The following is a 22,722-nucleotide window of genomic DNA, read 5'->3' as shown; positions in this document are numbered from 1 at the left end:
TATCCAGGCGAAGCGGCCCGTCGTCGGTCAGAACCGTCTTGCTGCTTTTGCCATTGCGCTGATTGGTCGACTCCTCAGGGCGCTCCGCGCCCTGAGGGTAACCAAGGTGGTGACCCAGCTCGGCGCCTAGCGCACGCTCGATCAGAGCCTTCTTGAACGCCATGGACGCGTCTTGAATGGCTTCGGCGCTCATCGGGCCTTTAACAAACTGCTCGATCAGCTCTTGGGGAATCGAGGGCAACTCCCTCGCTGTTGCATTGGCGGACTTCTTTTTGGTCGGCATACATGCACCTCTAGCTACATGTTATGCCCGAACACAAAATTTCTGACAGTCTCCTACGCAGCCCAACAGGAGCAAGCTCCCTCGCCACAGGCAAACCTAGACATACTCGGCCCTCCGTGAGTTGGGCCTTACCTCCAGCACACTTACCGGAACACGTGAGCCTTCGGACGCGAGTCGGTTGCGTCCTTTGAGAGAGCAACCCCAGCCACTAACTGGTGTTGCAAAAAAACCGCCCTACCAAGGCGGTTTTTTATTGCCCGCGATTTACCCCTCAGCCCTCGCCTTCCTCAACAAACACCAGCCGATTCCCAAACGGATCCTTGATGCTCATCTCCCGCGATCCCCAAGGCGTTTCCTCAACCCCTGGCTTGGCATACCGATAATCCTTGCCAACCAACTGCTGCTGATACGCGTCCACCCCTTGTGCCTGAATCCGCACCGCCGCGCCCGGCGACGCATCGCCATGGTGCTCAGTCAAATGCAACACGCATTCACCCAGCGATACCTGCAGGTACAACGGAAAATTCGCCTCGAAACGATGCTGCCAATCCACCTTGAACCCCAAAAAGTCCACGTAGAACTCCAACGCCTTGGCCTCGTCGAAAATCCGCAGGATGGGGGTGACTTTTCCTAAGTGCATGGCAATCGCTCCGTTCATAAGAGCGCCCACTATAGAGACGAAAATCCCCGACGCAAATCCCCACTGCGCGCCAGGAAACGACCCGGCCGCTGACCGTTCGCCTGCCCGTCGCTGTAGCTCAATACACCGTTGACCCACACCCCATCAATGCCTTCCGCCGCCCGCTGCGGTTGCTTGAAGTCCGCCACATCGCGCACGCGCAACGGGTCGAACAGCACCAGGTCGGCCCAGTGCCCTTCGCGGATTTCACCGCGCTCGGCCAAACCAAATCGCGCCGCCGACAAGCCGGTCATTTTGTGCACGGCGGTGTGCAACGGGAACAACCCGACATCCCGGCTGAAATGCCCCAGCACCCTTGGAAATGCGCCCCACAAACGCGGATGCGGGAACGGATCTTCCGGCAGCCCATCCGAACCGACCATCGACAGCGGATGCGCCAGGATGCGTCGCACATCCGCTTCATCCATTCCGTAATACACCGCCCCCGCCGGTTGCAGGCGACGCGCTGCGTCCATCAGCGAAACATCCCACTCAGCGGCGATATCCTGCAGGTCGCGCCCGCCCATCTCCGGGTAAGGCGTCGACCAGGTGATGGTGATGCGAAACGCGTCAGTCACCTGCTTGAGATCCAGGGTCGAAGAACTCGCGGCATAGGGATAACAATCACAGCCTACCGGGTGGGTTTTCGCCGCCCGCTCCAGCGATGCCAACAGTTGCGGACTGCGCCCCCAATTCCCGGCGCCGGCACATTTGAGATGGGAAATGATCACCGGGGCCTGGGCATGCCGACCGATCAAAAACGCCTCATCCATCGCCTCCAGCACCGGCTCGAATTCACTGCGCAAATGGGTGGTGTACACCGCGCCAAAATCCGTCAGTGCTTCACTGAGTTGCAGCACCTCATCGGTCTCGGCATTGAACGCGCTGGCGTAGGCCAGGCCTGTGGATAACCCCAGGGCGCCGGCTTCGAGGCTCTCTTGCAGTTGCATGCGCATGGCAGCGATTTCATCCGCTGAAGCGCTGCGATGCAGGTCTTGCATATGATTGCTGCGCAGTGCCGTGTGACCGATCAGTGCGGCAACGTTGACCGCCGGGTGAGCCTGTTCGACCGCCGCTCGATAGTCACTGAAACGCGGGTACACAAACGCCGAAGCGCTGCCCAGCAGGTTCATCGGATCGGGCGGATCACCGCGCAACGTCACCGGCGACGCGCTGATGCCACAGTTACCGACGATCACCGTCGTTACACCCTGGCTAAGCTTGGGCAGCATCTGCGGATGGCGGATCACCACCGTGTCATCGTGGGTGTGCACGTCGATAAAACCCGGCGCCAGCACACGGCCCGCAGCTTCGATTTCATGTTCGGCCACAGCCGTCGACAAATCGCCAATCGCCTCGATACGCCCGTCACGCACCCCCACATCAGCCACATAGCCTGGGGTGTTGCTGCCATCGATGATCAATGCCTGGCGTATCAGCGTGTCGTACTTCATATCAGTCTCCAAGCGGCAGGCTGTCAGGGCCGCCGCGATAATCGTCCAGGGCCAGCTTGATCCGGCGCAGGCGTTCCTGGTTGTCGTCCGGCGAGACCAGGGCCAGCTCGGTGGCGAGCAGATCGATGGCCAGCAGCATGCCGTAGCGGGCAGCGGTGGGCTTGTAGATAAAACTGGTTTCGGCCGGCTGCAGCGGCAGCAGCACATCGGCCAATTGGGCCAAGGGCGAGTCGGCCAGGGTGATGGCGACGATGCGCGCGTCGTAGTTGCGCGCCAACGCCACCACGTCCAGCAGTTCGGGGGTGAGGCCAGTCAAGGAACACACAATCAACGCATGCTCAGGCCCCAGCGTCGCCGCCGTGACCCGCATCATCACCGGGTCGTGGCAGGCCGCAATCGGATAGCCCAGGCGCACCAGGCGCACCTGCAACTCATCGCTGCACAGGCTCGACGGCCCGCCCATGCCAAACGCATGGATCATCCGCGCCTTGCCCAGCAGGCCCACCGCATCGACGAAACTGGCCTGATTGAAACCGGAGAGATGCTGACGCAACGTCGCCTCGATATCCCCCAGGATCTGCCGATGAAACGCCGACTGCTCCGGCAACCCCGCCGGGTCGAGGAAGCGACTGCCGACGCCGCTGGCCTGGGCCAACTGGAGGCGCAAGTCACGTAAATCCCGGCACCCCACACTGCGCGCAAACCGCGACAAGGTGGCCGTGCTGACCTCGGCCCGTTGCGACAATGCTTCCAGGCTGGCCGATGCGGCAAACCCCACGTCATCGAGCATCAGCTTGGCGATACGCCCTTCGCCGGCGCTGAAGGCGTCCTGGCGGGCGCGGATCTGGTAGAGGATGTCCATGGGCTCTCCGGGTTACAAGATGCAGGACAGACCATAGGTCAGACCGAAGGCGACCAGGGAAATCAAAGTCTCCAACACGGTCCAGGTCTTGAAGGTCTGGATCACCGTCATATTGAAGTATTCCTTGATCAGCCAGAAGCCGCCGTCGTTAACATGGGAAAAGATCACCGAACCCGCACCGGTGGCCAGCACCAGTAGTTCAGGGTGTGGATAACCCAGGCCCAGGGCGACCGGCGCTACAACACCGGATGCGGTGGTCATGGCGACGGTGGCCGAGCCCGTGGCAATTCGCATCAGCGCGGCGAACAGCCAACCCATCACCAACGGCGACAGGTGAAAGGCATGGGCCAGGCCGAGAATTTCGTGGGTCACACCTGCGTCCACCAGGATGCGGTTCAACCCGCCGCCCGCGCCCACCAGCAAGGTGATGCTGGCGGTCGGCGCCAGGCATTCATTGGTGAACTTGAGGATCGATTCGCGGTTGAAGCCCTGTGCGATACCCAAGGTCCAGAAGCTCACCAACGTCGCCACCAGCAGCGCAATCACCGAGTTGCCGATAAACAGCAGGAACTGATTGAAACCGGTGCCCGGTGTGGAAATCACGTTGGCCCAGCCACCGATCATCATCAACACTACCGGCAACAGGATAGTGCCCATGGTCAGGGTAAAGCTGGGCAAGCGGGTACGCGGTTCACGCTCGATGAACTGGCGCTCCAGCGGATTTTCCGCCGGCAGGTGAATACGCGGCACGATGAATTTGGCGTAGACGGGCCCTGCGATGATTGCCGTCGGGATACCGATCAGGATGGCGTAGAGCACGGTCTGCCCCACCGACGCGTTATACGCCAGCACCGCCATCATCGCCGCCGGGTGCGGCGGCACCAGGGCATGCACCACCGACAGGCCGGCGACCATCGGCAAACCCACCATCAGGATGGACACGCCCACCCGCCGCGCCACGGTAAAGGCAATCGGCACCAGCAACACAAAACCCACCTCGAAAAACAGCGGCAGCCCCACCAGGAACGCGATGCACACCATGGCCCAGTGCGCGTTGCGCTCGCCAAAACGGCTGATCAGTGTGCGCGCCACCTGCTCGGCACCGCCGGACTCGGCCATCATCTTGCCGAGCATGGTGCCCAGCGCCACCACCAGGGCGATATGCCCAAGGGTCTTGCCTACGCCCGCTTCGTAGGACCCCATGATGGTGTCCGCCGGCATCCCGGCCATCAGCGCCAGGCCGATGGACACCAGGGTGATGACGATAAACGGGTTGAGTCGGTAACGTGCAATCAGCACGATCAAAGCAATGATGGCAATGGCAGCGTATGCCAATAGCCCGAAGCCCGGTGATGCGGCCATGCGGTACTCCTCGGAAAGGGTCACGTCGAATTGGTTGTGAAACTCATAAATCATTACCGAGGAGTATTTTCAATTTTTATGAAAATAACTTTCGCCCACAGATAAGCGCTGTCGCGTTGGGATATGCCCGACAGGGGTGAATGAAAATTCGAGGGGTGTTCTTACATGAAGATCAGAGGATGCCGGAAACTCGAACGCTGCCGTTGAGTCATAGAATGCGCAACCCTTCATGACCAGGAAACCGACCATGATTCGCACATCCCTCGCCGCCGGCGCCCTGCTCCTCGCCCTCAGCGGCACCGCTTCTGCCGCCGACAACCCAGCGCTGAAGAAGTGCATGGACAGCGCCAACACGACCGCCGACATGGTCACGTGCAATACCAAGGAAGCCAAGGTGCAGGACACCCGCCTGAACCGCGCCTACAAGACCGCCCTCGCCGCCCAGGAAGGCCCGCGCAAGCAGCAACTGCAAGACGTGCAACGCCTGTGGATAAAGTACCGTGACGCCAATTGCGCCTTCGCCGGTTCCGCCACCGGCGGCACCATCGACCAGGTCAACGGTTCCGGCTGCATACTCGACATGACCCAGACCCGTGCCCAGGAGCTGGAAGACCTGGTCGGGCCTTGATCACTTACTCATGATGGACCCGCGCACGCTTGAGCAGCTTCTTGCAACGCTCCGACAGATGCAGCACCCGCAGGTGCTTGCCAGCCTTGCTGTAACGCTCGCGCAGGGTCATGAGCGCGGCAATCGCTGAGTAATCGACAAAGCTCAGGTGACGGCAATCCAGCGTCACCTGGGCCGGGTCGTTGGCCGGGTCGAATTGATTCAAAAACGGCGTGGTCGAGGCGAAAAACAAGGTGCCGTGCAGGCGGTAGAGCTTGCTGCCATCGGCCTCCAGATACTCATCGGCATACAGCTCCCGCGCTTGCTGCCAGGCGAAATTCAACGCCGCAATCACGATCCCGCACAGCACGGCGGTAGCCAGATCGGTGAACACCGTGATCACCGTCACTGCAAGAATCACCAGCACGTCATTGAACGGCACCTTGTTGATCACCCGCAGCGAGGCCCAGGCAAAGGTCTGCTGGGACACCACGAACATCACGCCCACCAGCGCCGCCAGCGGAATGCGCTCGATGAACGGCGACAGGAACAGGATGAACAGCAGGATCATCACCCCGGCAAACACCCCGGACAAACGCCCGCGCCCACCGGAGCTGAGGTTGATCACGGTCTGCCCGATCATCGCGCAGCCGCCCATGCCGCCGAACAGACCGGAGACCATGTTGGCCGCGCCGAGGGCCACGCTTTCACGGTCGGGGTAGCCACGGGTCTCGGTGATTTCGTCGGTGAGGTTCAGCGTCAGCAGGGTTTCCAGCAGGCCGACCATCGCCATCAGGAACGCGTACGGCGCGATGATGCCGAGGGTGTCCAGTGTCCACGGAATCTGCGGCAGCGCGAAAGTCGGCAGGCCGCCGGCGATATGCGCCATGTCGCCGAGGGTGCGGGTAGGCAGGCCGAGCAGGTATACCGCCAGCCCCACGCCGAGGATCGCCACCAACGCAGGCGGCACGGCGCGGGTGATGCGCGGCAGCAGGTAGACGATGGCCATGGTCACCAGCACAAGGCCGGTCATCACGTACAGCGGCGTGCCGCTGAGCCAGGTTTCACCGTTTTTGAAATGCTCCAACTGCGCCAGGGCAATGATGATCGCCAGGCCGTTGACGAAGCCGAGCATCACCGGGTGCGGCACCATGCGCACCAGCTTGCCCAGGCGCAGCACGCCGAACGCGACCATGATCAGCCCGCCCAGTACCACCGTGGCCAGCAGATACTCCACACCGTGTTGCACCACCAGGGCGACGATCACCACCGCCATCGAGCCGGCCGCACCGGACACCATGCCTGGCCGGCCGCCGAACAACGCGGTGAGGGTGCAGATGATGAAAGCGCCGTAGAGCCCCATCAACGGGTTGAGGTGGGCCACCAGGGCAAAGGCGATGCATTCGGGCAGCAACGCAAAAGACGTGGTGAGGCCGGCCAGGGCATCGGCGCGCAGACGGGTGAGGTTCATGGAGTACCAGGGTAATGCGGGGGATAAGGCGGGGAATGGTACGGAATTGAGGGAGATGGGGCTAGTCTCGGAGACCGAGTCGTGCCAATCGGGGGCAAGCCCCCTCCCACAGTTGACCGAGTTCCAACTGTGGAGTGCAGTCTAGTGTGGGAGGGGGCTTGCCCCCGATAGCAACACTTGCAGATCACGTGAACATCACACCATTGCGTTGCGAATCCACTCCACCACCGACGTACGCTTCGGCGCCCAGCCCAGCAGTTCACGCGCATGCTTGCCACGCACCCGGCTATTGGAGCCCAGGCCATAGTTGGCCATTTCATAGCCCCACTCGGCTTCAGCCTCGGCCAATGGCCAATCCTGCGGTTTGCCCAGGTCCAGCGCTTCGGCAATGGCAGTGGTCATGTCGATAAACGCGGCCTCGCCACTTTCCACGAAGTAGAAGGTACCGGGCACATTCTTGGTCAGCGCCAACAGGTACAGCGCCACCACGTCTTCAATGTGCACGTTGGACCAGATGTTCTGCCCGCTACCCACATGGCGTACTACACCACTCTTGCGTGCCTGCTTGAGCAGACGCGGTAGTTGCACGCTGTCGCGCTTCACGCCCAGGCTGTGGCCGTAGATCAAGGTGTTGCAGATCACCGCCGAGTTCACGCCGTCTTTGGCAGCCGCCAGAACCAGGTTGTCGATGGCCACACGAGCCGCCTTGTCGACCGTCGGTTCCGGCAGGTTGTCTTCGAAGTAGATGACATCGCTGGCCTTGCCGCCCGATGCATCCCCGACAATGCTCGAACCACTGGTGTGCAGGAACGGCTTGTTCGAGCCCTTCAACGCCGCGAGCAGGGTTTCCACGGCGGCACGGTGGTCGCTGCTGGCGGCGTTGATCACCGCATCGGCCTTTTGCGCTTGCTCGGTCAATACAGCCGCGTCATCCAGGGTGCCGATCATTGGGTTGATGCCCAGCGCGGTCATCTCGGCCGCCTGCTCGGCGCTGCGCACCAGGCCGGTAACGGTGTGGCCGGCCTTGACCAGGCCGGTGGCAATGGAACCGCCGATAAAACCTGCTGCGCCGGTAATGAATACATTCATGGAGGACTCTCCTGACTGGGTAAGTGATGAACCCAGTATCAAGCACTCATCCCTGACGAATAAGCCCCTACCGCCCAATTCACTCTTGCGCGCAGCTCACGAATCAGCAGGCATACCGCGCCAGCTTGGCCTGGATAAAGTCCAGGAAACATTGGATACGCAATGCCAGCTGCGAGTTGCGGTAGAACACTGCGTGGATCGGCTGGCGATAACCGCTGTTGAACGCCTCCAGCACCGGCACCAGGCGCCCGGCCTCGATATCGTCGATGGTCATGAAGTTCGACAGGCAACAGATGCCCTGTCCTTCCAGCGCCAACTGGCGCACGGTTTCGCCGCTGGACGCCGCCACGCCGGGCTGGATCAGCCAGCGATCGCCCTCCACATGGCGCAGCGGCCAGTGGTTGAGGGTTTCGGTCTGGGTGAACCCCAACAGCGTGTGATCGGCCAGCTCGGCCACCGTGGTGGGCACGCCGTATTGCTTGAGGTAGTCGGGGCTGGCGAGGATATGCAGCGGCGTACAGCCAAGAGACCGCGCATGCAGGGTGGAGTCGGCCAGGACGCCGATACGGATGGCGATGTCGGTGCTCTGCTCCAGCAGGTCGATGATCAAGTCATCGCTGTTCAGCTCCAGCTGGATGTCCGGGTAGAGGCCGCGAAATTCGGCGATGTAGGGCACGATCCCATGCAGCATGAACGGCACGGCAGCGTTGATGCGCAGGCGCCCCGCCGGTTTCTGCTGGCGTGATGACAGGCGCTCCTCCAACTCTTCCATCTGCGCCAGGATCACCTTGGCCTGCTCGAAGAAGTACTTGCCCTCTTCGGTCAGGTCCATGCGTCGTGTGGTGCGGTTGATCAGCGTGGTGTCAAGCTTGGCTTCCAGGCGCGACAAGGTGCGGCTGACAGCCGAGGGCGTCTGCCCGACTTGCTCGGCGGCGGCGGAAATCGAACCGCATTCAATCACGCTGACGAAGATCTGCAGCTCATCGGACCGGGCTTTCACAGGCGCTCCTCGTTATCGGTTCAGCGCAGCTTACACCGAGAAATTGAACACCTGCGCCAGATGCTGCTCGTAGCGCGCTACATCAGCGTCGATGGCCGGGCGTTTCATCACGTCCACGCACAGGAACGTCGGCAGGCCGGTCATGCCGAGGAACTCGTTGGCCTTGTGGAACGGAAAGTACACCGCGTCCACCCCCTTGGCTTCGAAGAAGTCGGTCGGGTCATCGAAGGCTTGCTGCGGCGCGTTCCAGGTCAGCGAGAGCATGTACTGCTTGCCGTGGATCAGGCCACCGCTGCCGTACTTCTGCGAGGCATCGGAACGGGTGCGACCGTCGCTGGCGTACAGGCTGCCGTGGCCTTCGGTGAAGACTTCGTCGATGTACTTCTTGACGATCCACGGCGCGCCCATCCACCAGCCGGGCATTTGGTAGATGATCACATCGGCCCAGAGGAATTTGGCCACTTCTTCGGCCACGTCGTAGCCTTCGTCGATGTGGGTGACCTTGACGTCGATGCCCGCACGGTCCAACGCCGCCACGGCGGTGTCATGCAGGGTGGTGTTGTAGCGGCCATCGGAGTGGGCGAATTTCTTGCCGCCGTTGAGCAGGAGGACTTTTTTCATGGGAGGGTATCCAGAGGGGTTAACAATGTCTGCCGGCAGGCTATCGACATCGGCCCCTCGGAATAAGCGGTGATGCGGCAAAATACATTTGACCAAAAGGCACGAATTACCTGCGCATTGTTAACCACTGATCAGCAGATGGGCGCCCAGCAACGCCATGCCGATGAAAAATACGCGCTTGAACAACACCGCACTGATGCGCTGACGCACCGCCTGGCCCAACCACATGCCCAGCAGCGCCGGCACCAATGCCAACAATGAAGCATTGATCTCCCCACCTCCGAGCGTGCCGTCCAACGCCATGCCGGCAGCGAGCGCCAGGGTCGACACGGTGAAGGACAGCCCCAGCGCCTGCACCAACTGATTGCGGTCCAAGCCCAGGGCTTGCAGATAGGGCACGGCGGGGATCACAAACACACCGGTCGCCGAGGTGATGATGCCGGTGATAACACCACACAAAGGGCCCAACCAGCATTCGGTTCGAGGCTTCACCTTGAACGTGGGCAGGAACAGCCCGCTCAGTGCATACGCTAGCAACGCCCCGCCCAACGCATGGCCTACCCATCGCCCTCCACTCAGGCCCAGCCACAGCGTGCCAAGCCCGGTACCGATAAAGATCAGCAACAGCATCGGCCACAGGCGTTTGAGCAACGCATTCAGATGGCCGCCGAACGCCAGTTGCCACAGGTTGGTGATCGTCGATGGGATGATCAGCAACGCTGCAGCCTGCGCCGGTAACATAGCCAGACCGAGCAAGCCCATGGAGACTGTCGGCAAGCCCAGGCCAATCACACCCTTGACGGTGCCGGCGAGCATGAAGGTGCCGATCACCAGCAGTGTCAGGGCTGGGCCGATATCTTGGTAAAACGCGAGGAATGTATTCATGGGGTGATAGTGCGGTTTTTCGATGAGGCCGAAAATTCGCCATATACTGAGGCAGACTCTTGTTTTGCCAGAGGCTGGCGCCATGCATTTTGACCTGATAGACCTGCGCCTTTACCTGCATATCTTCGACACAGGCAATATCACCGCCGGAGCAGCCCGCAGCCACTTGTCCCTCGCGGCGGCCAGCGCCCGCATCCGAGCGATGGAGGCTTCGCTGGGCATCGAGTTTCTTGAACGTGGCCGCCGTGGCGTTACCCCAACGCCCGCAGGCAAGGCCCTGGCCCGCCACGCCCGCCTGTTGCTGCAACAGGCCGAGCATCTGCGCCAGGACCTCGCGGAATACGCCAACGGCATCAAGGGCCAGGTGCGCCTGCTGTGCAACACCACGGCCCTCAGCGAATACCTGCCGGAGTTGCTGGCGGACTTTTTGCGTGAACACCCCAACCTCGACATCGACTTGCAGGAACTGCCAAGCCTGCGCATCACCCAGGCCTTGCGCCAGGGCACAGCGGACCTCGGGATCATTTCCGACGCGGTAGACACCCACGGCCTGCAGACCCTGCCCTTTCGCGATGACCCGCTGGTGCTGATCACCCCGCAGGATCATCCGTTCACCGCAGGGAGCTTTATCGATAGCCTGCAACACGACTTTGTGGGCCTTGCCTCCCACAGCGCGTTGACGGTTTACCTCGAAGAACAGGCATTGCACGCGGGTTTTCGCCTGCAAACACGCATCCGCGCCGAGGGGTTTGATGGGGTGATCCGCATGGTCGCGCGCGGCGCCGGCCTGGGTATCGTGCCCCAGGCGGCACTGGAGCGCTGGCCGCTGGAATCCAGCTTCAAGGTCCACCCCCTGCAAGAAGAGTGGGCCTGCCGGAAGCTGCTGTTATGCGCGCGCTCGTTCGAACTCCTGCCCGGTTACGCCAAGGCCTTGTTCGACGCCTTGGCCCTGCCCTTGCGGAAAAACCCGTAATACACCGCCGACAAGATCAGCAGGAACGGCACGCCAAACACCAGCGTCATCTTGAACGCCTCGGTTAAATACGTGGTGATCATCACCGCGCCCATCAGCACCAGGCCCAGCAGGGTGCTGTAGGGAAAAAATCGCAGTTGGAACGACAGCGTCGGCCCACCGTGACGCTGGCGGTAGCGACGGAAGAACAGGTGCGTAAGGAAGATCATGAACCAGGTGAAGATCGCGCCGAACATCGAGATCGCCATCATCAAGGTGAACGAGCTTTGCGGGTATACCACGTTGAGCAACGTCGCCAGGGCGATGCCCGAACTGGACAGCAGCAACGCATTCAGCGGAATGCCGCTCTTGCTCAAGGCGCCCATGGCCTTGGGCGCGAAGCCGGCACGGGACAGGCTGAACATCATGCGGGTGGTGATGTAGAGCTGGCTGTTCATGGCCGACAACGCTGCGATCAAAATCACGAAATTCATCACCCCGGTGGCGCCGGGAATGCCGATGGTCTGCATCACCGTGACGAAGGGGCTCTGGGTCTGCCCGGCCTGGTTCCACGGCACGATGGCCAGCATCAGCGCCAGGGTCAGCAGGTAAAACACCACCAGGCGCACGATGGTCGCACGGAAGGCTTTCTTCACCGCCTGTTCCGGGTCGGCCGCTTCACCGGCGGCCACGGCGATCATCTCCACGCTCAGGTAGCTGAAGATCGACACGATCACGGCGATCCACATGCCACTCAGGCCATGGGGGAAAAAGCCGTCGTGGGCCGTGTAGTTCTGCACGCCGTACTCCGGGTTGCCGGAGCCGAACACCACGTACACGGCGAGGAGGATGAAGCCGACGATGGCGCTGATCTTGATCGTCGAGAACCAGTATTCGAAGTTGCCGAAGGTCTTCACGCTGATGGCGTTGAGCAGGATCAGCACACTGGAAAACGATACGATCCACACCCATTCCGGCACGTTGGCGAACCAGTACTTCATGTACATCGCGACCGCCGTAACCTCCGCACCCACCGCCAGCACAATCGCCGCCCAGTAGGCGTAGCGCACCAGGAAACCGGCCAGCGGGCTGATGTAGAACTCGGCATAAGCGCCGAACGAGCCCGAGGTGGAATGCGCCACCGTCATCTCCGCCAGGCAGCCCATCAATAACAAGGTGATCAACGCGCCGATGGCATAGCTCACCAGCACACTGGGCCCGGCATACCCAATGGCATAGGCACTGCCCATGAACAGCCCGGTGCCAATGGCGCCGCCGATGGCGATCATGCTCATCTGGCCGGAAGTGAGCTGGCGCCGCAGGCCCAGTTCGCGGTGGGTGATCTCGGCAAAGCCGGTGTCTGGCGTGGTCATGTGGTGTGCCCCATTATTATTGTGATTGCACTATTTATTAACTGTTGTCACAAATTCCCTGTGGGAGGGGGCAAGCCCCCTCCCACATCTTTATCTGCGTTGTGGTCAGGTCACGCTGTTGCGGACTTTGAATTGCGGTTGGTCCCAGGTGCGGTTGTCGAGGATTTCGCCCAGGATTTCCACAGCGTCAAACACCTCGGTAAAGCTTGTGTACAACGGCGTAAACCCAAAGCGCATGATGCGCGGCTCGCGGTAGTCGCCGATCACGCCACGGGCGATCAAGGCCTGGATCACTGCGTAGCCTTCGGGGTGTTCAAAGCTCACATGACTGCCGCGCCGGGCGTGTTCACGCGGGGTGATCAGCACCAGTTCATGAGCAGCGCAACGTGCTTCGACCAATGCGATAAACAGATCAGTCAACGCCAGGGACTTGCTGCGCAGACTCGCCATATCGGTCTGGGCGAAAATCTCCAGCCCGCATTCCACCATCGCCAGCGAGGTGATCGGTTGGGTGCCGCACAGGTAACGCGCGATACCCGCACTCGGCGCGTAGTTCGATTCCATGGCGAACTGCCGGGTGTGGCCGAACCAGCCCGACAACGGCTGGCGCACCACATCCACCAACGCCGGGTTGACCCACACAAACGCCTGGGAGCCCGGGCCGCCGTTGAGGTACTTGTAGGTGCAGCCAATCGCATAATCGGCACCGGCCTGATGCAGGTCGATGGGCACCGCGCCCGCCGAGTGCGCCAGGTCCCAGATACTCAGCGCGCCGCACTCATGGCTCAGGGCGGTCAGCGCCTGCATGTCGTACATGTAGCCGGTCTTGTAGTTGACGTGGGTGAGCATCACCACCGCCACGTCCTGGTCGATGGCCTGGGGCAATTCGTCCGGACTGTTCACCAGGCGCAGGGCATAGCCCTGTTGCAGCAGCTCGGCCAGGCCTTCGGCGATATACAGGTCGGTCGGAAAGTTGCTCGCCTCGCTGACGATCACCTTGCGGTGCGGTTGGCGTTGACGCTGTACGGTCAACGCGGCGCTGAGCACCTTGAACAGGTTGATCGAGGTGGTATCGGTGATCACCACTTCACCGTGGCCCGCGCCGATCAACGGCGCCAGGCGGTTACCCAGGCGCTGGGACAGGTCCGCCCAGCCGGCGCTGTTCCAACTACGGATCAGGCCATTACCCCATTCTTCGGCAATCACTGCCTGGGCTCGTGCCAACGCCGTCACCGGGCGTGCGCCGAGGGAGTTGCCGTCGAGATAGATCACGCCCTCCGGCAACGCAAACTGGCGGCGCAGTGGCGCCAGCGGATCTTGTTCGTCGAGGGCTAGGCAGTGGCTTCGCTTGGTCATGGGCTGTCCTGGTTTTTATAGGTAAGAATGGACCAAATAATGAACGAACTTTTAGAGAATTTTCGTGCAAAGTGGCGGGCAACAGGCTAATTAAGCTGTAGGAAATTCGAATTTAACCCCCAAACACGCGGATTTATTCTAACCATGATTCTCGACGCCACCGACCTGCGCCTCCTGCATTTCCTGCAGCAGGATGGCCGCATCAGCAACCAGGAACTGGCCGAAAAAGTCGCGCTGTCGCCGTCCGCGTGCCTGCGCCGTCTGCGCCTGCTGGAGAGCGAGGGCATCATCAGCGGTTACCGTGCGGTGCTGAATGCGGAGCAGTTGGGGATTGAGCTGGAGGCCATCGTGCACCTGTCGTTGCGCCAGGATGTGGAGGATTGGCACGAGACGTTCATCAAGAAGGTGCAGGGCTGGCCGGAGGTCGCCAGCGCCTACGTGATCACTGGCGCCAGCAACTATGTGCTGCGGGTGCAGGCGCGCAACCTCAAGCACTTTTCGGACTTTATCGTGAACCATCTGAACCGCACGGCGGGGGTGATGGATATCCGTTCGGAGATTGTGTTGCAGAAGATCAAGGATCGGGATGAGGTGCTGGACTTGGTCGTACGCAAATAACCACGCCACCACAATACCCTGTGGGAGGGGGCTTGCCCCCGATAGCAATGGTTCAGCCAATTAATATATTGGCTTCACCGCCGCCATCGGGGGCAAGCCCCCTCCCACATTTTGAATCGCGTTTAATCTTCCAGAGCGCGGACTCGTTGCATGCGTTTCTGCTCCACCGGCGCATCCGCTACCTGCAACGCAAAGTCAAAATCAATCTGCGCAAACCGCCCCTCCACGCCAAACTCCCGCGCCAGTTGCGGGTCGTCACTGAAGCGAATCTCGGCGATCAACTCATCCCGCGTCGCATAGGCAAAGTCGTCATGCAGGTACGGGTCATCCGACAGGTTGATCTGTGTGGTCAGGTGCCGGTGCCCCGGCGCCGAAATAAAGAAGTGGATATGCGCCGGCCGCTGCCCGTGGCGCCCGAGCAGATCCAGCAGTTGCTGGGTCGGCCCGGTCGGTGGGCAACCGTAGCCCGACGGCACGATACTGCGGAACCGGTAGTTGCCCTGGGCATCGGTCTCGATGCGTCGGCGCAGGTTGAACTCCGATTGCGTCGGGTCGAACCACGAGTAAGTACCGCCCGTATTGGCCTGCCACACGTCCACAATCGCCCCGGCCAGCGGTTTGCCGTTGGTATCGCGCACCTGCCCGCGCATGAACAGCGGCACCGCATCGTCCTTGCCATCATCCAGCCGCGCCTCGTACTTGCTCAACGGCGCCCCGGCCACATACAGCGGGCCTTCAATGGTGCGCGGCGTGCCGCCGGATTTGCCGGCTTCCTCGTCGGCAGCGTCCATCAGCAAATCCAGGTAATGCTCAAGGCCCAGCCCGGCGGCGAGCAATCCGGCTTCCTGGTGCTTGCCCAGCTCGTTGAGGTAGTTGACCGCCTTCCAGAACTCTTCCGGGGTCACTTCCAGGTCTTCGATGATGTTCACGGTGTCGCGCAGGATCCGGTAGATCAGCGCCTTGGTGCGCGGGTTGCCAGCGTCGTTGAGGTTGCCGCTGGCTTCTTCGAGAAACTGTTGGGCATAGGCAGTCTGGGACAGTCGGATGGACATGGTGCATTCCTCATCTTGTAGTTATTGGTCTGGAAACCGGCCTAGCGGTCGTCGTCATGGATCGACGACGGGTGCCGGCACAGGGCGTTCACTTCGATGGCCATATAGGGGAACAGCGGCAGTTGCATCAGCAGGTCATGCAGCGCCTGCACGCTGTCGACATCGAACACGCTGTAGTTGGCGTAGTGCCCGGCGATGCGCCACAGGTGACGCCATTTGCCTTCCTGTTGCAGGCGCTGCGCCAGCGCCTTTTCATCGGCCTTGAGGCGGGCTGCGCGCTCGGGGTTCATGTCGAGCGGCAGGTTCACGGTCATTTTTACGTGGAACAACATGGCAGGCGCCTCTTAGTGTTTGTCACGACGCAAGAACGCCAGGCGCTCTTCATCGATGGCCAGGCCCAGGCCCGGTGCGGTGGAGATATGCAGCTGGAAGTCGCGGTACACCGGCGGCTCGGTGAGGATGTCTTCGGTAAGCAGCAACGGGCCGAACAGCTCGGTGCCCCACGCCAGTTTGTTCAGCGTAAGGAAGGCATGCGCCGACGCCAGGGTGCCGATGCCGCCTTCGAGCATGGTGCCGCCGTACAGGCCGATACCCGCCGCTTCGGCAATCGCGGCGGTGCGCAGCACGGCACGTGGGCCGCCGTTCTTGGCGATCTTGAGGGCGAACACCGACGCCGCGCCTTCGCGGGCCAGGTTGAACGCGTCCTCGACGCACTCGATGGATTCATCCGCCATGATCGGCGCCGGGCTCGACAGGTTGAGCCGTGCCATGCCGCCACGGTTATTGCGCGAGATGGGCTGTTCGATCAGGTCGATGCCGTTGTCGCCGAGCACCTGGCACGCCCGCAGTGCCACCGCTTCGTCCCAGGCCTGGTTGACGTCGACGCGCACGCTGGCGCGGTCGCCCAGGGCCTTTTTGATCGCGATCACATGGGCCAGGTCCTGGCTGACCTCACCGGCGCCGATCTTCAACTTGAAGAGGCGGTGGCGGCGCAGGTCGAGCATCTTTTCGGCCTCGGCAATGTCCTGCTCGGTGTTGCCGCTGGCCAGGGTCCAGGCCACCGGCAGCGCGTCGCGCACACGCCCACCGAGCAGTTCGCTGACCGGCAGGTGCAGGCGTTTGCCGAGAGCGTCGAGCAACGCGCTTTCGATACCGGACTTGGCAAAGGTGTTGCCACGGATGCTGCGCTCCAGGCGCAACATGGCAGCGTTGATATTACTGGCGTCCTGGCCGATCAGCAGCGGCGCGAAGTGGCGGTCGATGTTGACCTTGATGCTGTCGGGGCTTTCATTGCCATAGCTCAAGCCGCCAATGGTGGTGGCTTCGCCGATGCCTTCGATACCGTCGGCGCAGCGCAGGCGGATGATCACCAGGGTCTGGTTTTGCAGGGTGTGCATCGCCAGCTTGTGCGGGCGAATGGTGGGGAGGTCGACGATGATCGTGTCGATCGACTCGATGGCGCAAATCGGCATGGCTATACCCGTTGGGTTCTTTATAGGTTTTAGCCGATTCTGTGCCGTATTTTTCAAGGCTTCCAATATAGAATGGGTCTCGCACAATACCCTGAAGGTATGAAAGGAGCCGTCATGGAACTGCGTCACCTGCGCTACTTCCAGGTGCTGGGAGAGACCCTCAACTTCACCCGCGCCGCCGAACGCCTGCACATCGCCCAGCCGCCATTGAGTCGGCAGATCCAGCAATTGGAGGATGAACTGGGCGTCATTTTGCTTGAACGTGGCCGACCGCTGCGGCTGACCGAGGCCGGGCGGTTTTTTTATGAACACGCCAACGTGCTGCTGGAGCAATTGAACAAGGTCTGTGACAACACCCGGCGTATCGGCCAGGGCGAGAAGACATGGCTGGGCATCGGTTTTGCGCCGTCGACCCTGTACGGCGTGCTGCCCGAATTGATCCGCCGATTGCGTACCCATGAGGCGCTGGAGCTGGAGTTGGGGCTGTCGGAGATGACCACTTTGCAGCAGGTCGAAGCGCTCAAGGCCGGGCGCATCGACGTGGGGTTCGGGCGAATTCGCATCGATGACCCGGCCATCGTCCAGCGCGTGCTGGTGGAGGACCGGCTGGTCGCCGTGCTGCCTGCCGGTCACCCGTTGCTCGATGCGCCCGCCACCCTCGCCCAACTGGCCGCCGAACCTTTTGTGCTCTACCCCGGCAACCCACGCCCCAGCTACGCCGACCATGTGATCGCGCTGTTCGACGCCCATGGCTTGAGCCTCAAGGTGGCGCAGTGGACCAACGAGTTGCAGACCGCCATTGGCCTGGTCGGCGCCGGCATGGGCGTGACGCTGGTGCCCGCCTCGGTGCAAGTGCTGCACCGCGCGGACATCGGCTATACACCCGTTGTGGAGGCCACGGCGACGTCGCCGATCATCCTCAGCCGACGGGTGAATGACCAGTCGCCAGGGCTGAATCATTGCCTGCAACTGGTGGAAGAGCTCATCTGATTTATCCCAAACACTACAAACCCCTGTGGGAGCTGGCTTGCCTGCGATAGCGGTGGGTCAGCTGGCACATCATCTGACTGACACATCGCTATCGCAGGCAAGCCAGCTCCCACATTTGGATCTTCATTGTATTCAAAGGCTGCGCAGGCGCTTGCGCTGCAGGGTTTGGCTAGGGGACTCGTCGAACAATTTTCGATACTCCGCCGAAAACCGCCCCAGGTGGGTAAAGCCCCAGCCCAGGGCGATCTCAGAGATGGTACGGGTAGAGCCGTGTTCAAGGATTTCCTGGCGCACGACGCCCAGCCGGTATTTCTTCAAATAGGCCATCGGCGACAGCGCAAAGTATTTGCGAAAGGCATCGAACAGCTTGAACCGCGACACCCCCGCAGCGGCCTCCAGGTCCTCCAGGTGCACCGCTTCCCGAGCGTTGTCATGGATGTACTGCCGCGCACGGATCAGATAATGCGGCAGTTTCACGCCCAGGACATCGCGCAGTTCTTCGGAGTAGTTGTTCGGCTGGGCCAGGATCAGGCCCTTGATCAGCGAGCTTTCCAGGTCGCGGGTAAAAGCGGCCTGCTCGTATAACTCGCTGCCATGCTCAAGCTCGGCGATGAAGTAGCGCGCCATGCGCCACCACGACGCCGAAGCGCCGTCCACTGCGTCCATCACCGACTCAAAGCGCAGCGGCGCCTCAATCGGCCGTTGCAGCAAACCTTCCAGCGATTCACTCATCGCCGCCCGCGTGATCACCACCTGCAACTTTCGGCAATCGCCGGAGATCGCCAGCACCTGATGCTCATTGGGCGAGATGATCACGCCCTGGTCGCGGTTGGAACTCAGGCGCTCACCGTTCTTGCTCAACTCCTGTTCGCCCACCAGCGGCAGGCTCAGGCTGTAGCTGCTGAAATGCTCGGCGTCTTCGATGTCGATGGTCACGTCGGTGCCGTACTCGATCACCCCCAGGGTGGTGGCGCGGGACTTGAACACGTTGGCGCTGTGGTGAAAGCGCAGGCGCTCCGGCGTATTGGTGGCCAGGCGATGGGGCCCGCAAATGCCCGACATCCAGCTGCGGGCGCCTTCCAGGTCGAAGCGTTGAATCGTTTGGCTGCTCATCAGGGTGCACCCACGGCGGTTAGGCTGTTGCGCGCTCTGGCGGCGCGTCGTTGTTGTTCGACAGCAATTAATGCGCCACGCCGGCGCAATGGCCAGCGGGTGGATAGCAAGGGTCGACTAAGTGGATAAGACCCCGGCTTTTGCGACCACTGCCCTGCAAGACAGTAGCGCATCCCGTCACCGCTGCGCACCGGGTTGGGTATTTGCTGCCCAATTATCCGGCGCAGGTTCCCCCACTAAGCGGATAGCCCGCGTCCTGCCGCGCTGCCTCTAATAAACCACCGATCAGCCCCTATCAAAAAGGTGCCTCCCATGAGTGGTGCAAGAAGCGTCGAGCAGTGGAAAACGTTTATCGAAGGTTGCCTGGACTTTCGCCCGGTGGATGAAGTATTCCGCATCGCCCGCGACATGTTCACCGAGCCGGAACTGTTCGATCTGGAGATGGAACTGATCTTCGAAAAGAACTGGATCTACGCCTGCCACGAAAGCGAACTGGCCAACAACCACGACTTCGTGACCCTGCGCGCCGGGCGCCAGCCGATGATCATCACCCGCGATGGCGAAGGCCGCCTCAATGCGTTGATCAACGCCTGCCAGCACCGCGGCACCACGCTGACGCGGGTCGGCAAAGGCAACCAATCCACGTTCACCTGCCCGTTCCATGCCTGGTGCTACAAGAGCGATGGCCGGCTGGTGAAGGTCAAGGCGCCGGGGGAATACCCGGACGGTTTCGACAAGGCCACGCGCGGCCTGAAAAAGGCGCGCATCGAGAGCTACAAGGGCTTTGTGTTTATCAGCCTGGACGTAAATGGCAGCGACAGCCTGGAGGATTTCCTCGGCGACGCCAAAGTGTTCTTCGACATGATGGTCGCGCAGTCCGCCACCGGCGAACTGGAAGTACTGCCGGGCAAATCCGCCTACACCTACGACGGCAACTGGAAGCTGCAGAACGAAAACGGCCTGGACGGTTATCACGTCAGCACCGTGCACTACAACTATGTGGCCACCGTGCAGCATCGCCAGCAGGTGAACACCGAGAACGGCACAGGGGCCGGCAGCACCCTGGACTACAGCAAACTCGGCGCCGGCGACGCCAATACCGATGACGGCTGGTTCGCCTTCCACAATGGCCACAGTGTGCTGTTCAGCGACATGCCCAACCCCAGCGTGCGCTCCGGCTACGCCACCATCATGCCGCGCCTGGTGCGGGAGCACGGCCAGCAGAAGGCCGAGTGGATGATGCACCGCCTGCGCAACCTGAATATCTACCCGAGCCTGTTCTTCCTCGACCAGATCAGCTCGCAGCTGCGCATCATCCGCCCGGTGGCGTGGAACAAGACCGAGATCATCAGCCAATGCCTGGGGGTCAAGGGCGAGTCCGACGCCGATCGCGAGAACCGCATCCGCCAGTTCGAAGACTTCTTCAACGTGTCGGGCATGGGCACGCCGGATGACCTGGTGGAGTTCCGCGAAGCCCAGCGCGGGTTCCAAGGCCGGCTTGAACGCTGGAGCGACATCTCACGCGGCAGCCACCGCTGGGCAACCGGGCCCACGCCGAACAGCGAAGCCATCGGCATCCAGCCGGCCATGACCGGCACAGAATTCACCCATGAAGGCCTCTACGTTAACCAGCACCGCAACTGGCAGCAGTTCCTGCTCAACGGCCTCGATCAACAAGCGCTGAAACTGCGGGAGGTGAAATGATGAATGCCCCATTGCAGTACCGCATCGAACAGTTCTTCTACCGCAAGTCCGAGCTGTGCGACGCCCAGGACTGGGACGCCTATGTGCAGTTGTTCGACCCGCAGAGTGAGTTCCACTTGCCGCAGTGGGACTCGGAACACGTCTACACCCGCGACCCCAAGCGCGAAATGTCGCTGATCTACTACGCGAACCGTTCGGGCCTGGAAGACCGCGTGTTCCGTTTGCGCACCGGCAAGGCGGCGTCGGCCACACCGATGCCGCGCACGCTGCACATGATCAACAACGTGCGCGTTGCCGAGCAGGCGGATGGCACGCTGGAGGTGCGACTGAATTGGCACACGCTGTTCTATCGCCTGGCCACGTCGGAGCAGTTTTACGGCCACGCCACCTATACCCTCAAACCGGAAGGCGACAGCTGGTTGATCACCCGCAAGCATGCGCTGCTGCTCAACGACACCATTAACTCGGTGCTGGATTTCTATCACCTCTGACCACGGCTAAATCACCGAGATGCTGTTGTGGTGAGAGTGCTTGTTGTGGCGAGCGGGCTTGCCCCGCGTTGGGCTGCGTAGCTGCCCCTCTGGAAGACACCGGGTTTTCAGCTGGAAAAATGCGGTGGTCTTATTGGGGCTGCTTCGCAGCCCAACGCGGGGCAAGCCCGCTCGCCACAAGTTATGCGCACGTTATAAATATGCGGAGAGCAACACATGAATCACAAAGTGGCCTTCAGTTTTGCCGACGGCAAGACGCTGTTCTTCCCCGTCGGCGCCAATGAAATCCTGCTGGATGCAGCACTGCGCAACGGCATCAAGATCCCGCTGGATTGCCGTGAAGGCGTGTGCGGCACTTGCCAGGGCCGTTGCGAATCCGGCGAGTACAGCCAGGATTATGTCGACGAAGAGGCCCTGTCCAACCTCGACCTGCAACAGCGCAAGATGCTCAGTTGCCAGACGCGGGTGAAGTCCGATGCGACGTTCTACTTCGACTTTGATTCGAGCCTGTGCAATGCGCCGGGGCCGGTTCAGGTCAAGGGCACCGTGAGCGCGGTGGAGCAGGTGTCGGCCAGCACGGCGATCCTGCAGGTGCAGTTGGATCAGGCACTGGATTTCCTGCCGGGCCAATATGCACGCCTGTCGGTGCCTGGCACGGACAGTTGGCGCTCGTATTCCTTCGCCAACCTTCCGGGCAATCAATTGCAATTCCTGGTGCGCCTGCTGCCGGATGGGGTGATGAGCAACTACCTGCGCGAGCGTTGCCAGGTGGGTGATGAACTGGTGATGGAAGCACCCCTCGGCGCTTTCTACCTGCGGCACGTCTGCAAACCCTTGGTGCTGGTGGCGGGCGGCACCGGGTTATCGGCGTTGCTGGGCATGCTCGATGAACTGGCCGCCAACGGCTGCGACCAGCCCGTGCACCTGTACTACGGCGTACGTGGCGCAGAAGACTTGTGCGAAGCGGCGCGCATCCAGGCCTACGCCGCGAAAATCCCGGACTTTCGCTACACCGAAGTGCTCAGCGCGCCCTCGGACGAATGGCCCGGCAAGCGCGGTTACCTCACCGAGCATTTCGACCTGGCCGAATGGCGGGACAGATCGGCGGATATGTACCTGTGCGGCCCCCCTCCAATGGTCGAATCCGTCCAACAATGGCTGGCGGATCAGGCACTTGATGGCGTTCAGCTGTATTACGAAAAGTTCACGCAGAGTAATATCTGACCCTCAGCACTTCTGAGGGGTAGATGCGGCGTGCACTCCACCCTGAGAAAAACAAGTAGAAGGG

At 61.4% G+C, this 22,722-nt stretch carries 23 protein-coding genes; 7 read left to right on the top strand and 16 right to left on the bottom strand.

Annotated elements, in window-relative coordinates; translation table 11 throughout:
• The 5 genes from BM026_RS28560 to BM026_RS28540 form a co-directional block, all read right to left on the bottom strand.
• Nucleotides 1-283: IS256 family transposase (locus tag BM026_RS28560; RefSeq protein ID WP_031595967.1), on the bottom strand; the 283-nt coding region annotated here is incomplete at its 3' end.
• A 271-nt stretch (nt 284-554) separates the two neighbouring features.
• Nucleotides 555-923, bottom strand: coding sequence for a glyoxalase superfamily protein (locus BM026_RS28555; protein ID WP_058425714.1), 369 nt, complete (start codon nt 921-923; stop codon nt 555-557).
• A 29-nt stretch (nt 924-952) separates the two neighbouring features.
• Nucleotides 953-2,416 (bottom strand): N-acyl-D-amino-acid deacylase family protein, encoded by a 1,464-nt coding sequence (locus tag BM026_RS28550; protein WP_093530892.1) that lies wholly within the window; start codon nt 2,414-2,416, stop codon nt 953-955.
• A 1-nt stretch (nt 2,417) separates the two neighbouring features.
• Nucleotides 2,418-3,278 (bottom strand): MurR/RpiR family transcriptional regulator, encoded by an 861-nt coding sequence (locus BM026_RS28545; protein ID WP_093530890.1) that lies wholly within the window; start codon nt 3,276-3,278, stop codon nt 2,418-2,420.
• A gap of 12 nt (nt 3,279-3,290) precedes the next feature.
• Nucleotides 3,291-4,640 carry a GntT/GntP/DsdX family permease gene (locus tag BM026_RS28540; protein ID WP_256575433.1) on the bottom strand — a complete coding sequence of 450 codons (1,350 nt, stop codon included), beginning with the start codon at nt 4,638-4,640 and terminating at the stop codon, nt 3,291-3,293.
• Between the two features lie 247 nt (nt 4,641-4,887).
• Here BM026_RS28540 and BM026_RS28535 point away from each other — a divergent pair, with 247 nt between their 5' ends.
• The gene (locus BM026_RS28535) at nt 4,888-5,268 is read left to right on the top strand and encodes a lysozyme inhibitor LprI family protein (protein ID WP_071489170.1); all 381 of its coding nucleotides are present in this window, start codon (nt 4,888-4,890) and stop codon (nt 5,266-5,268) included.
• 4 nt (nt 5,269-5,272) lie between these two features.
• Here the strand turns inward: BM026_RS28535 and BM026_RS28530 are convergent, their stop codons facing one another.
• From BM026_RS28530 to BM026_RS28510, 5 genes are all read right to left on the bottom strand, one after another.
• Nucleotides 5,273-6,718, bottom strand: coding sequence for a SulP family inorganic anion transporter (locus BM026_RS28530; protein WP_093128265.1), 1,446 nt, complete (start codon nt 6,716-6,718; stop codon nt 5,273-5,275).
• 195 nt (nt 6,719-6,913) lie between these two features.
• Nucleotides 6,914-7,807 (bottom strand): NAD-dependent epimerase/dehydratase family protein, encoded by an 894-nt coding sequence (locus tag BM026_RS28525; protein WP_093513850.1) that lies wholly within the window; start codon nt 7,805-7,807, stop codon nt 6,914-6,916.
• A 103-nt stretch (nt 7,808-7,910) separates the two neighbouring features.
• On the bottom strand, nt 7,911-8,807 hold the full coding sequence (locus tag BM026_RS28520) for a LysR family transcriptional regulator (protein ID WP_092249402.1): 897 nt from the start codon (nt 8,805-8,807) through the stop codon (nt 7,911-7,913).
• A 30-nt stretch (nt 8,808-8,837) separates the two neighbouring features.
• The gene (locus BM026_RS28515) at nt 8,838-9,428 is read right to left on the bottom strand and encodes an NADPH:quinone oxidoreductase MdaB (RefSeq protein ID WP_071489166.1); all 591 of its coding nucleotides are present in this window, start codon (nt 9,426-9,428) and stop codon (nt 8,838-8,840) included.
• A 120-nt stretch (nt 9,429-9,548) separates the two neighbouring features.
• On the bottom strand, nt 9,549-10,313 hold the full coding sequence (locus BM026_RS28510) for a sulfite exporter TauE/SafE family protein (protein WP_093530888.1): 765 nt from the start codon (nt 10,311-10,313) through the stop codon (nt 9,549-9,551).
• A gap of 82 nt (nt 10,314-10,395) precedes the next feature.
• Here BM026_RS28510 and BM026_RS28505 point away from each other — a divergent pair, with 82 nt between their 5' ends.
• Nucleotides 10,396-11,286, top strand: a complete 891-nt coding sequence (locus tag BM026_RS28505) for a LysR family transcriptional regulator (protein WP_093128257.1) — start codon at nt 10,396-10,398, stop codon at nt 11,284-11,286.
• Here BM026_RS28505 and BM026_RS28500 read toward each other — a convergent pair.
• Nucleotides 11,232-12,638: an amino acid permease gene (locus BM026_RS28500; protein ID WP_093128255.1), complete on the bottom strand. Its 1,407-nt coding sequence runs from the start codon at nt 12,636-12,638 to the stop codon at nt 11,232-11,234. The two genes, BM026_RS28505 and BM026_RS28500, sit on opposite strands and share 55 nt — an antisense overlap.
• Before the next feature lie 105 nt (nt 12,639-12,743).
• Nucleotides 12,744-13,994 carry a kynureninase gene (kynU, locus tag BM026_RS28495; RefSeq protein ID WP_093530886.1) on the bottom strand — a complete coding sequence of 417 codons (1,251 nt, stop codon included), beginning with the start codon at nt 13,992-13,994 and terminating at the stop codon, nt 12,744-12,746.
• Nucleotides 13,995-14,138: 144 nt separating this feature from the next.
• On the opposite strand from kynU, the gene BM026_RS28490 reads away from it, so the two are divergent.
• Nucleotides 14,139-14,612: an Lrp/AsnC family transcriptional regulator gene (locus BM026_RS28490; protein ID WP_003176072.1), complete on the top strand. Its 474-nt coding sequence runs from the start codon at nt 14,139-14,141 to the stop codon at nt 14,610-14,612.
• Nucleotides 14,613-14,734: 122 nt separating this feature from the next.
• Here the strand turns inward: BM026_RS28490 and catA are convergent, their stop codons facing one another.
• The 3 genes from catA to BM026_RS28475 are packed head-to-tail and all read right to left on the bottom strand — an operon-like array spanning nt 14,735 to nt 17,136.
• Nucleotides 14,735-15,664 carry a catechol 1,2-dioxygenase gene (gene catA / locus BM026_RS28485; RefSeq protein WP_093530884.1) on the bottom strand — a complete coding sequence of 310 codons (930 nt, stop codon included), beginning with the start codon at nt 15,662-15,664 and terminating at the stop codon, nt 14,735-14,737.
• Between the two features lie 41 nt (nt 15,665-15,705).
• Nucleotides 15,706-15,996: a muconolactone Delta-isomerase gene (catC, locus tag BM026_RS28480; RefSeq protein ID WP_071489159.1), complete on the bottom strand. Its 291-nt coding sequence runs from the start codon at nt 15,994-15,996 to the stop codon at nt 15,706-15,708.
• A gap of 12 nt (nt 15,997-16,008) precedes the next feature.
• Nucleotides 16,009-17,136 (bottom strand): muconate cycloisomerase family protein, encoded by a 1,128-nt coding sequence (locus tag BM026_RS28475; RefSeq protein ID WP_093513846.1) that lies wholly within the window; start codon nt 17,134-17,136, stop codon nt 16,009-16,011.
• Between the two features lie 114 nt (nt 17,137-17,250).
• On the opposite strand from BM026_RS28475, the gene BM026_RS28470 reads away from it, so the two are divergent.
• Nucleotides 17,251-18,126 (top strand): LysR family transcriptional regulator, encoded by an 876-nt coding sequence (locus BM026_RS28470; protein ID WP_092249426.1) that lies wholly within the window; start codon nt 17,251-17,253, stop codon nt 18,124-18,126.
• 132 nt (nt 18,127-18,258) lie between these two features.
• Here BM026_RS28470 and BM026_RS28465 read toward each other — a convergent pair whose 3' ends face one another.
• Complete coding sequence (locus BM026_RS28465; protein ID WP_071489157.1) at nt 18,259-19,239, bottom strand: AraC family transcriptional regulator; 981 nt, start codon at nt 19,237-19,239, stop codon at nt 18,259-18,261.
• 312 nt (nt 19,240-19,551) lie between these two features.
• Between BM026_RS28465 and antA the strand changes: the two genes are divergently transcribed.
• The 3 genes from antA to antC all read left to right on the top strand — a co-directional run bounded on the left by antA (nt 19,552) and on the right by antC (nt 22,658).
• Nucleotides 19,552-20,943, top strand: coding sequence for an anthranilate 1,2-dioxygenase large subunit (gene antA / locus BM026_RS28460; protein WP_093513844.1), 1,392 nt, complete (start codon nt 19,552-19,554; stop codon nt 20,941-20,943).
• Nucleotides 20,943-21,434: an anthranilate 1,2-dioxygenase small subunit gene (gene antB, locus BM026_RS28455; protein ID WP_092249435.1), complete on the top strand. Its 492-nt coding sequence runs from the start codon at nt 20,943-20,945 to the stop codon at nt 21,432-21,434. The genes antA and antB overlap by 1 nt, the downstream gene beginning before the upstream one ends.
• A 216-nt stretch (nt 21,435-21,650) precedes the next feature.
• Entirely contained in the window at nt 21,651-22,658 is a 1,008-nt protein-coding gene (gene antC / locus BM026_RS28450; RefSeq protein ID WP_092249438.1) for an anthranilate 1,2-dioxygenase electron transfer component AntC, read from the top strand.
• Nucleotides 22,659-22,722: the final 64 nt, after the last annotated feature.

Source organism: Pseudomonas sp. NFPP24 (assembly GCF_900112095.1).
GTDB classification, from domain to species: Bacteria; Pseudomonadota; Gammaproteobacteria; order Pseudomonadales; family Pseudomonadaceae; genus Aquipseudomonas; species Aquipseudomonas extremorientalis.
This window is presented reverse-complemented; position numbering and strand designations above follow the sequence as displayed.